General features: G+C 57.2%; 16 protein-coding genes. 3 read left to right on the plus strand and 13 right to left on the minus strand.

Translation table 11 applies throughout. The features are described from left to right. Positions 1-78 precede the first annotated feature (78 nt). The 3 genes from istA to LE197_RS21810 are packed head-to-tail and all read left to right on the plus strand — an operon-like array spanning position 79 to position 3,774. Positions 79-1,764: an IS21 family transposase gene (gene istA / locus LE197_RS21800; protein ID WP_126621873.1), complete on the plus strand. Its 1,686-nt coding sequence runs from the start codon at positions 79-81 to the stop codon at positions 1,762-1,764. Further along, positions 1,652-2,401 (plus strand): IS21-like element IS1474 family helper ATPase IstB, encoded by a 750-nt coding sequence (istB, locus tag LE197_RS21805; RefSeq protein ID WP_126621874.1) that lies wholly within the window; start codon positions 1,652-1,654, stop codon positions 2,399-2,401. Before istA ends, istB begins: the two co-directional genes overlap by 113 nt. Continuing rightward, positions 2,398-3,774: a Tn7-like element transposition protein TnsE gene (locus LE197_RS21810; protein WP_226033704.1), complete on the plus strand. Its 1,377-nt coding sequence runs from the start codon at positions 2,398-2,400 to the stop codon at positions 3,772-3,774. The genes istB and LE197_RS21810 overlap by 4 nt, the downstream gene beginning before the upstream one ends. Before the next feature lie 162 nt (positions 3,775-3,936). On the opposite strand, the gene LE197_RS21815 is transcribed toward LE197_RS21810, so the two are convergent. From LE197_RS21815 to LE197_RS21875, 13 genes are all read right to left on the minus strand, one after another. Further along, positions 3,937-4,881, minus strand: coding sequence for an NAD-dependent epimerase/dehydratase family protein (locus LE197_RS21815; protein WP_226033705.1), 945 nt, complete (start codon positions 4,879-4,881; stop codon positions 3,937-3,939). A gap of 9 nt (positions 4,882-4,890) precedes the next feature. Then, positions 4,891-5,937: a WavE lipopolysaccharide synthesis family protein gene (locus LE197_RS21820; protein WP_058127959.1), complete on the minus strand. Its 1,047-nt coding sequence runs from the start codon at positions 5,935-5,937 to the stop codon at positions 4,891-4,893. Between the two features lies 1 nt (position 5,938). Continuing rightward, entirely contained in the window at positions 5,939-7,444 is a 1,506-nt protein-coding gene (locus LE197_RS21825; protein ID WP_058127956.1) for a GMC oxidoreductase, read from the minus strand. 3 nt (positions 7,445-7,447) lie between these two features. After that, positions 7,448-7,759: a hypothetical protein gene (locus LE197_RS21830; RefSeq protein ID WP_123906754.1), complete on the minus strand. Its 312-nt coding sequence runs from the start codon at positions 7,757-7,759 to the stop codon at positions 7,448-7,450. A 26-nt stretch (positions 7,760-7,785) separates the two neighbouring features. Then, positions 7,786-8,403: a hypothetical protein gene (locus LE197_RS21835; protein ID WP_058127953.1), complete on the minus strand. Its 618-nt coding sequence runs from the start codon at positions 8,401-8,403 to the stop codon at positions 7,786-7,788. After that, positions 8,400-10,175, minus strand: a complete 1,776-nt coding sequence (locus LE197_RS21840) for a hypothetical protein (protein WP_058127952.1) — start codon at positions 10,173-10,175, stop codon at positions 8,400-8,402. Before LE197_RS21840 ends, LE197_RS21835 begins: the two co-directional genes overlap by 4 nt. 3 nt (positions 10,176-10,178) lie before the next feature. Next, complete coding sequence (locus LE197_RS21845) at positions 10,179-10,505, minus strand: hypothetical protein (protein WP_058127950.1); 327 nt, start codon at positions 10,503-10,505, stop codon at positions 10,179-10,181. After that, on the minus strand, positions 10,502-11,239 hold the full coding sequence (locus LE197_RS21850) for a glycosyltransferase family 2 protein (RefSeq protein WP_058127949.1): 738 nt from the start codon (positions 11,237-11,239) through the stop codon (positions 10,502-10,504). The genes LE197_RS21845 and LE197_RS21850 overlap by 4 nt, the downstream gene beginning before the upstream one ends. After that, on the minus strand, positions 11,236-11,883 hold the full coding sequence (locus tag LE197_RS21855) for an HAD family hydrolase (protein WP_058127948.1): 648 nt from the start codon (positions 11,881-11,883) through the stop codon (positions 11,236-11,238). The genes LE197_RS21850 and LE197_RS21855 overlap by 4 nt, the downstream gene beginning before the upstream one ends. A gap of 27 nt (positions 11,884-11,910) precedes the next feature. Then, on the minus strand, positions 11,911-12,534 hold the full coding sequence (locus LE197_RS21860) for a hypothetical protein (RefSeq protein WP_058127947.1): 624 nt from the start codon (positions 12,532-12,534) through the stop codon (positions 11,911-11,913). Position 12,535: 1 nt separating this feature from the next. After that, positions 12,536-13,297: a glycosyltransferase family 2 protein gene (locus LE197_RS21865; protein ID WP_058127946.1), complete on the minus strand. Its 762-nt coding sequence runs from the start codon at positions 13,295-13,297 to the stop codon at positions 12,536-12,538. A 71-nt stretch (positions 13,298-13,368) separates the two neighbouring features. Next, entirely contained in the window at positions 13,369-14,073 is a 705-nt protein-coding gene (locus LE197_RS21870; RefSeq protein ID WP_021702559.1) for an ABC transporter ATP-binding protein, read from the minus strand. Next, a complete protein-coding gene (locus tag LE197_RS21875; RefSeq protein WP_058127945.1) occupies positions 14,070-14,846 on the minus strand; it encodes an ABC transporter permease in 777 nt (258 codons plus the stop codon). The genes LE197_RS21870 and LE197_RS21875 overlap by 4 nt, the downstream gene beginning before the upstream one ends. Positions 14,847-14,923 lie beyond the last annotated feature (77 nt).

Here is a 14,923-nt window from a genome sequence, read left to right on the forward strand (position 1 = left end):
CACGGCTTAGCGAAAGCCTTCCTCTCGTTGCGCATGACCTGATGCGCCGTCACCCTCGCCCGATTTCGGGAGGGGAAGATGGCGGCGCCGCGAGTAGCCATGCGAAACATCAAAGAATGTCTGCGCCTCAAGTTCGAGGCCGGTTTGTCCCACGAGAAGATCGCCCGCGCCTTGCAGTTGTCCAAAGGCGTGGTCAGCAAATACGTCACGGCGGCGCGCGTGGCCGGACTGGACTGGCCGGCGCTGGCGGCCATGGACGAGGCCGCACTGGCGGCCGCCTTGTTTGCGTCGGCGCCGACAAACAAGCCGCGCGGTGAGCGGGTGCCACCCGACGTGCTGAGCATCCACCGCGAGCTGCGGCGCAAGGGCGTGACCTTGCAGCTGCTGTGGGAGGAATATCTCGCCGCGCATGCGGGCCAGCCGACCTACCGCTACACCCAGTTCGTCGAGCACTACCGGCGCTACGCCCAGACGCTCAAACGTTCGATGCGCCAGGTGCACCGCGCGGGCGAGAAGCTGTTCATCGACTATGCAGGGCCGACGCTGCCGGTGGTCGACCCGGCCACCGGCGAAGTCCGCCGGGCGCATATCTTCGTCGCCGCCCTGGGCGCCTCGAATTACACCTATGCCTGCGCGACGCCGGGCGAAACCCAGGTGGACTGGCTGACTTCGCTGGGCCAGGCACTGACCTACTTTGGCGGTGTGCCGGAGATGGTTGTGCCGGACAATCCGCGCGCCCTGGTCGCCCAGCCAGATCGCTACGAGCCGGGTCTGAACCGGGCAACGCTGGAGTGTGCGCGGCATTACCAGACGGTGATCCTGCCGGCCCGGCCACGCAAACCCCAGGACAAGGCCAAGGCCGAGGTGGCGGTGCAGGTGGTCGAGCGCTGGATCATGGCGCGACTGCGCCACCGGCAGTTCTTCAGCCTGCATGCGCTTAACCAGGCCATCGCCGAGCTGCTGGAGGAGCTGAATCGACGCCCGTTCAAGCGCCTCGATGGCTGCCGGCGCGACTGGTTCGAGCGCCTGGATCGCCCGGCCTTGCGAGCGCTGCCGGTACATCCCTACGAGGTCGCCAGCTTCAAGCGCTGCAAGGTCAACATCGACTACCACATCGAGGTCAATGGCAGCTTCTACAGCGTGCCCTCCGCCCTGGCCCGGCAGAGCGTCGAGGTGCGGCTGACAGCGCACACCCTGGAAGTGCTGCATGGCAACCGGCGCGTGGCCAGCCATGTGCTGCTGGGCCGTCGCGGCGCCTACAGCACCCAGCGCGAACACATGCCCGCCGCACACCAGGCCCATCGCGAATGGACGCCGCAACGCCTGCTCGACTGGGGCGCGCGGATCGGCCCCTACACGCGCCAACTGATCGATCACCAGCTGACCCACAAGCCGCATCCGGAGATGGGCTACCGCGCCTGTCTCGGCCTGCTCTCGCTGGCTCGTCGCTACGGCAATGCACGCTTGGAAGCCGCCGCCGAACGGGCCGTCCAGCTGCGCGCCTTCACCGGGCGCAGCGTGCGCAACCTGCTCCAGCAAGGCCTGGATCAGCAGCCGCTGCCCACGCGCACCGCCGAAACGAGCTTACCCAGCGACCACGAGAACGTCCGTGGCGCCGACTACTACCACCCCCCGCAACAGGAGCTGTTCGATGATGCTGCAACACACCCTGAATCAACTGCACCAGCTACGCCTGGACGGCATGGCCCGCGCCCTGGAAGAGCAATGGACGCTGCCGGCCAGCCACAGCCTGAGCTTCGATGAGCGCCTCGGCCTGCTGCTCGACCGCGAACTGGCCTGGCGTGACAACCAGCGCCTGGTACGGCTGCGCAAGAAGGCCAAGCTCAAATATGCCAACGCCTGCCTGGAAGACCTCGACCGCCGCCCTGGCCGCGGCCTGGATGAGCGCCTGATCGCCAGCCTGGCAGGCGGCGACTGGATCCGCCAGCAGCACAACCTGCTGCTGACCGGCGCGACCGGCGCCGGCAAGACCTGGCTGGCCTGCGCCCTGGGCAACCAGGCCTGCCGCCAGGGCTACAGCACTCTGTACCTGCGCACCCCGCGCCTGTTGGAGCAACTGCGCATCGCTCATGGCGACGGCAGCTTCGGCCGTACCCTGCAACAGCTGGCCAAGGTCGATGTCTTGGTGCTGGACGATTGGGCGCTGGCCCCGCTGGAAGAAGGTGCCCGGCACGACCTGCTGGAAGTGATCGACGACCGTGCCGGCAACCGCTCCACCATCCTGGCCAGCCAGTTACCAATCGAACACTGGCATGGCTGGATCAACGACCCGACCCTGGCCGACGCCATCCTTGACCGCCTGGTGCACAGCGCTTACCGACTGACGTTGAAGGGCGAGTCACTGCGCCGGAAAAAAGCTGAGGAGCAAACCGCATCGTGACCGATGCGATTACAATCCACAACCCGCGCAACCGGGGCGGAAGCACCGGTCACGTATTAGCGAAACGCTCGGTCACGTTCACCGAAATCCGCAGTCTGACCGTCTGGCTGCCGAAATTCGAGCTGGCGCGAAAAATGTTCTTCCACGCTGCCTTCATCGTCCGTGCAGCCTTCGCACCGAATGGCTTGGACATGGCCTTCACGGTCTACAGAGAGGGCGATGTTGTTCATATCCATACGCCCCCGAAGACAGGTGCGCCAAGTCAGCTTCTCAAAATCAAGGGATACAGAGACCATTTCAGTTGGCTGCTGCTGAATCAGGATGTGAAGCGATCCTTCGAGTCAATCTGGCAAAGCCTCAATCAAAGGCAAGAGCGGATACCGCAAGAGTCGGCGTATGCCAGGTGGCAGTTCGACTTCATGGCACCCCCTTCCCTCGTGGGTACCACCATGGATGTGCGAGGCCCCTTTGATCCGGAAAGCAACGAATTGCTGGTCTGGGAGATCGAAAAGCTTCAGGGGCTCCGGTTTAGCCATCGCGGTGATATTTTTTTCCATCACCCTGCTCTCAAGTTGCCCGTCAGGGGAGAGAACACAGGCTGTGTATCTGTGCCATCGGGAGCTGAAGAGGTGGAGGTGGATGCTGACGAAGAGCCGACTGCTGCCAAGGAGCAGAGGTTGATTCACCTGCCCGTTGAGGGAGTCACGTTTGATGCTCAGTTGCGCACCAAGATCTCCTACAACGGGGAGCGTGCCAACGGTCACGGCAAGAAGGTCGACGACGAGCAATGTCCGAGCAGAGAGAGCAAGTTTTTCGGCGTAGCTGATCCCGTGAGCGGCGGTGGCATAGCGCCTGGAGAGTTCCAGCAATTGGGCGAGGGGGAGGAGCATGAGCGGTTTGCGGATCGCTTCTCGCTGCTCCGTGAGATCATTGAACAGATCACCCAAGAGTCTGGAGTTGCGCTGGTATCACTGGAGGTAAGGCCGCTGCCGCCCGTTCCACGCTGCCGCTACCACATGATCGATCACGAAAAATCACGCTGTTATCTGCTGGCGAGGTTCAGGCTGCAAAACGGCGATCAACGCTACCTTCTAGAAATAGATACCTCAGACAACCGGAAGACCATGTCAACGCGGATCATGGGCTTCAAAGCAGGTGTTGAAGCCGAGAAATGCATCGACAAGTTCCTGAGGCAGACAGTGAAAGGTTCGTTGCGCTGGCCGCGCACTATGACGCGCTTCTGTGAGCCTTTGCACTCTGTAAATCACCCCAAAGAAGGTTTATCTGGCACCAACCATGCTGGGTTTTATGGCTGGAAGCAGCGTATACGTGATGCCCTAGGCTGCACGCCGAACCGCTTGGAATCACCTTAGTGCGGCCAATATGCTTGCTGGGTGGCCGGATCACCGTGGAATCAGTGGTCAGATGCTCATGGAATGGGTGGCCAGATGACCGTGGAATCCGCAATGCTTGCCAAGGATTGAATGATGTTGGGTGCTAGAATCAGCTTGGTATGAGTATGAGAGTGCTGATCCTTACTGGCGCACATCGGGGCTCCCGAAGCATTGAGCTAGGCTTTCATCAAGGCTGAAGGGTGGAGTCCATCCGAGCAATGCGGTCGTGCTGCTCATGTCAACTTGCAGCGAGCCGGTAAGCCGTCTGGCCATGCTTTTTTTACCTACAAGACTAGCGACAGCACGAAGAACCGTTGTGGGGACGGGGATCAGGCGGGCGGGTTTGCCCATCGCTCGTGCGACGCGGCGCAGCAAATCGGGGGTGGAAACATCCTCCCCATCTGAGGCCAGTAGTACCTTGCCTGCTGCACGGGGGTGATCGAGACAGACCAAGATAAGGTCGACGAGGTTGGCGATGCTGATCAGTGATCGCCGGTTATCGACAGCCCCCAGGGGGAGAGGTATACCGCTGGAAACCCAGCCTACCATTCTGGCGAAGTTGCCCGGAGCCTCCCGACCGTAGATCAGTGGTGGGCGAATGATGACTAGCTCCATATCACGAGCTTGGCATAGATTCACCAGCCCACGCTCCGCTTCGATCTTAGAAATGGCGTATGGCTCCTCCGGTGCGGGCACGTCCCATACAGTGAATGGCTGGTCGCTGGTAACACCATGAACGCCGATTGAGCTGATGTAGATGAAGCGTTTCACCTGACTCTGGACGCATTGCCGGGCGAGGTTGAGCGTGAAGTCGACATTGACCTTCCGGTACTCGGCGAGCGGATCGGCTGCGGTCTCATTCAAGACGTGGGCTCGTGCTGCGGTATGGACAACAACATCAACGCCGCTGAGAAGGTCCAGGAAGTTCGCAGTAGAGAAGCACTGATTGAGGGTGCTGGAGTCGAGGACGTCAGGGAGTTCCTTTTTCCTTGAAAGTGTGACGAGCTGGATTCCTTGCGTTGCGCGGAGCCTGGCCAACAATGAACGGGCCATAAACCCTGAAGCACCAGTAACCAATACCTTCACGACTACCTCTCAAACCCTGTCGTTATTGGGGTGCTCAAGCCCCCTGATTTTGCGCATGAAGGTCCTGGCGGTCTTTGCGATGTCTGGAGACACTGCTGTGAGCAGAATCGACGCCAGCGCAATCCACCAGGCCAAGCGGCCATAGTTGAAGATGTACTTGTTCAGCCAAATTTTTCGGTACCGTGCTTTACGGCCATATGGATCAAGTTCTCCAGCAGCCTTCAGCTCACTGGCCGTGTAGACCGTTTTCAGCGAGTAGCCGGTTTTGCGAAAACGCTCAGGGAAATCAATCTCACAGGTCTCCCAGTCGAGCACGGTGAAATTTTCGGAGAGCAGGCGTTCAGACAGTTCCACAAGCTCAGGTGAGATATCCCCCGGTGTCTGCAGAGAGATGTGATAACCCTTCTTACGCATGAAACCAAGCATCAAGCACTGCTCAGGGGTCATCCGCATAGCGCTGTACCCTACGAAATTTCCGATGGGATTTTTGTAGGGAGTAGGGGCGAAAGCTTCTTCCTGAAGCTTAAGCTCTTGGTCCCAGAACTCAAGCATGTCCTCGCGGGTGCCGAACTGCACCAGATCGGAGAGGTGGAACAGCAGGGGTACTTTCGCGGGGTTTCGGATGAACAGGGTGCTTACGGTGATGGGCTTTTTGAGCAGGCGCTTACCGAAGGGCACCGAAGGGTCATAGGCGCCCATGACAGCTATGCGCGATCCAGTCAGAACGTGGTCAGAGCGCAGCTTGAGCACATAATCTCTGCTCGAAGCCTGAATACCGGCAACGGTCGAAACGATCTGGCGGTTTGTGTTGTGGCGGTTACCGTTGAAGTCGAGCAGTACGCCAGGGTCTGCAGCTGTAACGATATGGTCAGCGTCGATATCGGACAGATCCTCATCCGCCCAGGTGGAGACGATAATTTCTGCGTGAGGCAGATGCTTGCGCACGGACGCGACGCAAGCATCTATTCCCCTGGTAGGGGCCAGTGAGCGGTATAGAGGCCCCTGGATAGCCACGCTAATTTCGCGTGAGTCCACCTTAGCCAACCATTGACTCATCTCAAAGAGCCTTGCTAATCAGTGAACCGCTCATTTCAGCATTGAGGCCCTCTGCCAACATGAGGCTAGTCGCCACAACGGTAACGGTTGGGTTCCTTGAGCCGCAACGAGGGAAAAGCGCTGAACCTGCAATCGAGACGTTCTCAGTGCCCTTGAGCTTGAAGTCTGACCCTACGACTGCGCGTGGGCCTTCGCCCATGGACAGCATCCCTACCAGGTGGTGGGTACCGAAGGCATTCATGTAGTGCTTCTGCTCGGCGGCGCGTATGGGATTGGCCCCGAGGGATGCCATCTTGCGGTAGATGGTGTCGATGACCGCGTTATAGCGAACCTTGTTCTTGTGATAGCCGCCCGTATCCATGGAGACCTTTCCATCGGCATATGAGAGCGAAACGTCCCACTCCGGCGGTATTTCAAGCAGCACATACAAGCTCAAGACCGACCCCATATCAGCAATTGCGCCCTGCAGGCTCCATGCATTCACCTTGCCGATATCGAGCGCGGCGGCAGCAGCGGCTTCGCTGGGTGGCGTCATCAGGGCAAGGGTCGTGTACTCGATCCCGTCATGCTCACCAGACAGCTCAGGGATCACCACCTGTGCAGCAGTATTTACCTGCAAGAACGGCACTTTCGCCCCGGGCATTGAGCACGCCAGTTCGGCTACCGCATGGTCCTGGTAGTGATGGCCAAGCAGGTGCGCTGGGGTGTTCTCAGGAAGATTGCTCTTCCAGAGCACCTTCAGCGATTCGACACCGTGGGCAGCGATGATCACCCGGTTAAAACCGATAGCGAGTGGGCCGTCTTCAGTCATGCACAGGGCTTCGACGGCCTTGCCACCCTCGAAACGCAGGCGGTCAACCATGACGCCATTCAGCACCTGGGCACCGGCTCTCACATGAAGCGAGCGCGTCTTGGCATCCATCGGACAAAGTTCACAGTCGCCAGCACCGAGACACTGCCCTTGCCCATCAGGGTTTTCTCCTGACAGGTTGTGCGCCTGAGCGCCGATGTATGCGCCTGGGAAATACTGACCGAGCGCCTGATGCCAGAGATCAGATCCTTTGATATGAGCCCGGGGGTTGCGCCCATCAGGGTCACGCGGGTCGGCGCTGATGCGAAGCAAGGTTTCCGCCCGGTTGTAGTAGGGCGTCAGATCCTTGTAGCTAAAAGGCCAGGGAAAATTTCCCGCTCGGTTTTCAAACACATTCTCGCTCAGCCTGAAGCTGAGGCCACCCCAGTGATTGGAGCACCCACCATCGACCAAGATGTACTCAGAGCCGCAGTCCTTGGGCATCTGCTCGGGCACGTTGAACGGGTGCTTTGACTCGTAGGACCGGCGGATAAGCGCGTCGTGACGGTATGTCTTGTCCATCTGCATGAAGCGCTGACGGCGCTCGAAGATATTGAACTTTTCACCGCGTTCAACGATGAGACACTCGCCCTGCAGGCCGCCGGCGACTGTCCGGCCAGCAAAACCATTTCCGATAATCAGCGTGTCGATAAACATGGGTTACTCAGTCACTCTATAGAAGCCGGGCTGGCCATGGTGCCGCTCGTATGCATTGGCCACGAACAGATTGCGATTGTGGTTCACCACCTCGCGGACAATCTGTTGACGATCCTGGTCAGCCACGGTTTGGGTATAGAGTTTCAGAAGCAGCTCCTGGCTGACGTACTGAAGTCGAACACCGGACATCGCTGCGGCAAAATCAGCAGGGCTCTGAACTGTAGAGGCGCTGCCATAGAGACGCTTAGTTGCGAGATGGCCCGCGACAGCGCCGCTGGCCAAGAGCATCCCGGCCATCAAAGTTCTTCGTTTCACATCAAATCCTCAGCGGCAGTGGCGCCCTAAACCGCTTTTACAAAGCGCCGGTAGACGAACATCACCAGCCGATTCAGGCGGATGAGTGGCGCTGAAAGAAGCGGAAGGCTCACAAAGACACGTTCGATCTTAGTGGACATCATCAGCATCCCAACTTGCCCGGACTGGGCGACTGCGAGTGGCCCGACAGGCAGATTGTTGAACGCTTCATTGAGCATGCGAGCGAAGAAAGCCAGGTACATGCTGGGTACCGAGAACACTACGTTGCGGCCGCGCATAGCCGGGTTCATGTAGTTGTAACGGCTGACCTTGCGGACGAAATCCAAACAGGTCTGCTGATCGTTTTGACCAAACTCAAATACAACCCAGTCTGATGCCAGGCCGCTTAATTTGGTGGCAATCTGATTGGTGTCTACGACCATGACGCCATCAGCGATGCTGCCCTTCTCATGAAGGAAGTCGTCAAGGTGAAATGCGGCACACGCGGGCTCTGCACCGTCAGTCAGCGCCTGCTTGATCGTGTAGCGCTCATCAACAACCACAACGGGCGTGGCCTTGCCCGGCTTCACATCGATGCGTGCAAGCTGTGCGACAAGCTGGCCTGGCGTTTCATCAAAGCCGTTGGAAGCGACGAAAATTTTCACTTTGACTTCTCCGTGTACGAGCTGAAGGGCGTTGAGTTGTAGATCGCCTTTACGGCAGCAGGCAGGCTCTCGAAGTAGAAAACCTTGCCGTTGCTGGCGTATGCCCGAACGGCAGAGATCAGGATGCCGGGAAGTGACAACAGGTTGCGGTGGAAGTAATCGCCCAGGCCCTGATAGAACCAGCTCTGATAGGGGCGCTGATAAAGCATGTTTCGGATCTCGCTGCTACTGGTAATCAGCGACTGCTTGGCAGCTGCAGGATCGAGCAGGAACTGATGAGCAATGGCCTCCTGCTGCGTGTTGGGCAGTTGATCCAGGAGAACAAATTTCTCGTAGTCGGCAATGAATTGGCGGACAGATTCAATGTCGTTGCCGAATGTCGATTGCTGTACGACGAGGTTGATCAGTTCAACCCATTTCCGGGCTGACATCGCTTTGGCGCCGGTCGGTATGCTGAATCCTTCGTGGTTTGCAACGTACTTGTTGGCGAAAAGCCGCAGTTTTGCGAGCGCCGCCGGCGTTGACATCTTGAACAGGGGCTTCTTGCTTAAAATCGAGAAGAAATTGGGGCTTGTGTAGCCAAGCTTGCCAGATGCCATCTCAACAGGAGAGCGCACACCGAGAAGCGCTCGGGATGTAATCGACTGGGAGATGCCGAAGGGATTGACGCGACTTGGGATACCGGCTTCGCCGGCGCGCAAACCTTGCTCGATATCTTCGAATTCAACCCAGAACAGGGATTCGTCCAAGGGGTATGCGTTCCAGACCTCTTTTCGGCAGATGTAGAGGCTGCCGGTCGGGTAGCTCATATCCTTTGAGAACCGCATGGGGCTCGCAAAGCAAAAGCCAGTACGCTCGATCTCCGTGAAGACCGAAGGTGCAATGCTCACCGCCGCGCCCGAAGTGCGGTGAAGGCCCTGCAGGCCCTGAGCAATTTCACCCATGGCCAGGCCGTAGTCGGAGTATCGACGTGGATGCAGCGACACCCGGTTGTCGAAGAACATGCTCTGAAGCGTCATCAGCGGATAGCGCGGGCCAAAGCGGCGAACCATTTCACCAAAATGCTTCGGCAAAAAAACCCGGTCGTGCAGGATCACCAGGTTGTTGTAGGTGGCCTCTTGAGCCAGGCGATTCTTTTTCTTGCAGATTTGAACCGGTGGCGCGGTGATGTCTTCACCGACGATTCGTACCTGGTCGAAGTAGGCGAAGTTCTGGCCAGGAGTGCCGCAGAGGACGATTTCCTTGTTGGGGATATCAATCTCCAAAATCCGCTTAACAACGGCGTTCAGCACCGTGGCGTCTTCTGGGCCTACGGGAATGCCGAAGGTCCAGCTATCGAGATCGTCGTCACCCTCGGCCGGTAGCTTCGCTACTTTCTCATAAACGATTTTGGTGGGCGTGCGCTCCACTGCTACCAGGCCCGAGCGGAAATATTCCCTGTCGAGGTAAGACGCCATAGGCGAATCTTCGATAACGGTCAGGCGCTGGCCAACAAGAAGGAAGTGCGCAGCGTCCCACAAAAGCAGCGGGGCGAGCGGAGAATCGCTCTGTACTCCGTAGAAAGCGTAAGACCCTGCCCCAAACATGCTCGTCGGCCGCATGGCCGCGTGGAGATTTTTGATGACCTCCGCAGCTTTCAACTTCGTGCTGGCCCTGAAGGTGATCAGGTTGGAGGTACTGGCCGGCAGATCCAGATCGGCCGGCAGGTCCACGAGCTTCCGAGTTTTAAGGTAACCGAGGGATCTGTGGTGTTTGAGCAGGGTCGTCTTCATCAGTTATTCGCTAACAATGTATTTGTCATCGAGCGCGCCAGGCACCTTAACCACCACGGTTGTGGCGTCGGTGAGGGCCTCGAATGCAGTGATGTCGCCGGGTTCCAGAACGATAATGTCGCCGGCGCCCCAGGTCTTACCGCACATGGAGACCGAGCCGCTGAGCACAAGGGTCACCTCAGTGGCGATCTTGTGGTAATGGGCCACCTCGCTATCACCGGCCGCATATGCCTTTACACCGACTTCACAGGCCTGGGTGCTGAATGCTGTTGGCTCAAAACCACCAACAAACCAGCCCTTCACCATGTCGCCAAGGTTTGCTGTGTTCATGCGCGGCTCCCGTGAGATTCGTAGGCGTGAACCTGTGCTGCGCTTTTCAGCGGGCGGTATTTAGCGGGCTCAACACGGTAAGCGCCGATTTTCTTATGCTGCAGAACCAGCTCGTTCAGGGCCGGGGCGATGTAGAACGAATCGTTGACCTTGGCGTCCTTGCGGATCATGTGCTTGACCGCCTCGACGAACATTTTTCCCTGCTTGAACCAATACAGGCCAGCAACCGCGTGAGGGCTGATCGGGTTCTTTTCAGCAGCCTCGATCACATCAGCGGTATCCGTCAGCCGAACAAAGGCGTAACGGGGGTGAAGGGACTTGAAGATCACCACACCTGCATCGCGGCCTTCGGCCCGAAAGCTCGTGATGATCTTGTGGAACGGCTCATCCAGGATTTCGTTGGCGCTGATGATCATCAGCTCGGAATCGCTATCGATGTCCTCGCTGGCCAGCAGAGCAGTGCAGGCAGCGCCCATGGTGGATTCGTGAACCGGGTGGGCTACGGCGGCCGGGTGCATCTGGGCAACCATGTTGCGCAGGTGATACTTGTTCACCTCCGCAACCGGGAACATGCAGACGATTTTGTCCGGGTTGAGGGAGGCGCAATTTTCGATCAGCGACTGAATCAGGGGTACGCCGTCCGCTTCGGTGAGGTAATAGGGGAAATCGCCCTCATGATGCGACTCGCCGGCTTTGGTGCCGGCCAAAATGATGATGTTGGGGTGTTTGTTCACAGGGATACCTCCTTGTAACTGGCCATGGCGTTGATTTCCTCAATCTTATTGAGGATGTTTTCGAGATTCACGTCAGTGGTTTCAGCGACCTCAAGGACGTGGGCGCCGGAAGCGCGAGCAGCGCGGATACCGTTCTCGTTGTCCTCGACAATCAGGCATTGGTGGGGCAGCAGGCCGAGATCCTGAATGGCCTTGATGTAGATATCCGGCGATGGCTTACCTTTGGCAACATCTTGGTTGGATAGCTTGAGATCCAGGTACTGATCCAGGCACGACTTCTCCATCATGATCTCAACCGTATTGCGGATGGAGTTGGAGGCTACTGCCAGCTTGTAGCCCTGGTTCTTCAGGGAGGACAGCGCGTACTGATGAACGAAAGTGGGCTTGCATTGGGCGTATACGATTTCCATCGTGTAGGCCTGCTTCATCTCATTGATAAAAGAGTGCAGTGCTTTCGGGAGGCCGTGCTCAGCGCTCAGCATTTCCAGCTTGCGAGAAGTCGGTAAGCCGTCATAACTGGTCAGATGGTCATGACGGCTGATGTTGTAGCCAAACAGATTCAGTGCCTTGTTCAGGGCGTCGTAGTGCCAGTCTTTGGCTTCGATGAGGACACCATCCATATCGAAAATAACAGCTTTGATCATTGTTTAATCCCTTAAGTGAATGGCCGCTTAACGAGCCTTACTGAAAAACGCATGAGCCTGCTCTGGCCTGTCAGTGCAAAGCGTAAGCCCGGGTAAATCATTGAGCATATGTAGGGAGTCCCAAGCGTGGGAAACATCGCGGCCATGCAGTTCAGGTGAAACCACGCAGACTTTTTTCCCTTGATTCAGGTGCTTCACGATTTCCCGATTTGGGTGGTAACCCGGCTCAAAATGATCAAGCCAGACACCGACACACTGCTCCAACCACGCCGGCGAGGGCTCTACATCACTGTATCGCGTATAAGTGCTGACGCCCTCAGCGAGATAGCTGCGCATGTCTGGCACTGCCATGTCGAAAACAAACCAGTTGGTATGGCCTCTTTCGGTGAACTTGGCTGCAATAGCCTTGGCCAGGCCGTCTGCCTTGATATTGATCGCAAGCGGCAAATTGCGCCCCCCCATGATGTCCAAGAGATCATCCAGGGTCATTTCATCGCCGGTAGGCATGTCATGGGATATCAGAAGGCGCCCAGCGCAGTCACGAACATCGGTTTCAGTACCAAACCCCAAGTCGAATGAACGATGGAAAGCGACGGGCTGATTCCGTTCATGCAGTTCAAGCCAGTAGCCCCGATGGCTAATGATTTCCATATCAGCAGCCCTTCCCAGCAGTTGCTTGCAGGCTGATAGGTTGAGCGAGGAAGTAATCGAGGTCTGCCGGGATGCCAAGGCCGAACATACCCTGGCCTTCGGAGCCTACGGTGTAGTGGATGATCCTGGCGCCTTTCTCGATGATTTCGTTATAGGCTGGAGCGACATAGAATTCGCCGTTGACGCGCAGGCCCTTCTGGAACATCTGCTCGATGGCCTCGATCAGCTGATGACCGCTGCGGAAATTGTAAATGCCAACCGTTGCCTCATCGGAAATAACTTCTTTCTCGACTACGCGGTTGATGGTTCCCAGCTCATTGAAGCCGACGAAGGACCACTTAGGGTCATCAGCCTTCATGGTCATGATGATGCCATCTGCGGCAGCGTTATCCATGGCGGCCAGGTAGTCGTCGATATCCAGGTCCACGAACTGGTCGCTGTTGGCGATCATTACCGGGTGCTCGTTGTCGATCAGGGCCTTGGCTGCATGAACGGTGCAGGCTGCTCCATCGGTCAGGCCGTTGAGTTCTACGATCTCGCAACCCGGCGCCCAAGTGCTGAGTTTTTCGCGCAAACCATAAGCTGCAACATGCGCGGCCTGGCAGATAAAGATGAATTTGTGGTCACGTTGGGGGGTGAGGTTGTCGATCACAACCTTGATCATCGGCACGCCATGCACAGGGATGAGCGGCTTGGGATCTTTGTAGCCTGCTACTGCGAAACGGCTGCCGGCGCCAGCCATAGGTACGATAATTTGGAGCATAGAGTCACCTCTAGTTGGTCTATGTGTTTGCCTGATGGCGTGTCTGTGTCGCGTTCGTCGATTACTGAGCGCTAGAAGCAGCCCTCATCGATAGCGCGCCCCTTTTCAAGATGCAGGAACCGCTGGCAGAACCGCTGACCCTGCTCTTTTGAGTGGGTCACCAGAATCAAAGCCATACCGTCTTCCTGCATATGGCGAATGCGCTGATAGCACTTGTCTTGGAAGTCTTGATCACCTACCGCCAGAACCTCATCAGCCAGCAGTATCTGAGGCTCAACATGTACGGCCACAGAGAAGCCCAGGCGCATGTACATGCCTGACGAGTAGTTTTTGACGGGCGTATCAATGAAGTCTCCAAGCCCGGAGAAATCAGCGATGTCGTTGAAGCGAGCGCGGGTTTCTTTGTTTCTCAGCCCATAGAGGCTGGCATTCAAGTAGATGTTTTCCTCTCCGGTCAGCTCCGGGTGGAAGCCGACCCCAAGCTCGATCAACGGTGCCACTCGACCGAAAGACTGAACGGAACCGCTGCTCGGCAGGAGAATTCCGCTGACCAGCTGGAGTAGCGTGCTTTTCCCTGAGCCGTTGTGGCCGATAAGCGAAAGAGATTCGCCCTTGCATAGGGTGAAGGAGACATCGTTTACGGCGCGGAGTGTTTCGATGCGCTCCTGGAAGCGCGGATTAAATAGCCCGGCAAGCTTGTGTTTCATGCCGCCGTGGTTGTGACGGATGGTGAAGTCTTTGACTAGGCTTTCGACCTTGAGGATGACCTTACTCATAAAAGTTCGACCACCTTGTCTGCACGCTTAAACACCAGTAGCCCGGTGATGATTGAGGCTAACCCTATCCCCCAGCACAGGGCGAGGTCTCGCAAGGACGGCTGCACGCTCTCGTGCAAAATCGCCGTGAAGCTGTTGAAGAATGGTGCAAGCGGGTTGAATGAAACGATCTGAGCGATATCGTGCGGCAGTGCCGAGGTAACCCAAACGATGGGGGTGAGCCAGAACAGAAGAGGTACAAACACCTCGGTGACATGCTTTATGTCGCGCCAAGTGATTTGCAAAACACTGATGGCCAAGGCAAGGCCCATAATCATCAGGACATAGGGCATTAGCACCAGGGGGTACCACTGCAACGCACTACCTGGATAACCGCCGAGGAACTTGTAGAGAGCTGCATAGACCGCAATAGCTACCAGCCAGAACGCGCCGACAGTCAGGGCACCTGACAGTGGTAGCAATATCCTCGGGAAACTAAGCTTGCGAATCAGGCTATTATTGCCGATAAGCCAATCGCTACTTTGCAGGATTATCTGACTGAAGAGCATCCAGTGGACTACCCCAGTCACAAGATGCAAGGCGAATCTGTCCTGATTACTAGGCAGTATGTAGGTGAACACCATGTAGTAGGTGAGGGTGACGACGAGTGGGTTACCCAGTGACCATGCAAAGCCTAGTGCGGCCCCCATATAGCGGATCTTGATTTCCTTCGCGACAAGATTGAACACCAAGTCTCGCCACTTGCATAAATCAATAAATCTTCGGATCAGCATAGTGCTAAAAGCCTTAAGGATGGTCTGAAGTAGTCCTGTATTTTCAGTCGACTTCAGCCGTCGCCGATTTTGAAAGC

It is taken from the genome of Pseudomonas sp. PS1(2021), from assembly GCF_020405165.1.
Classification (GTDB): Bacteria; Pseudomonadota; Gammaproteobacteria; order Pseudomonadales; family Pseudomonadaceae; genus Pseudomonas; species Pseudomonas aeruginosa.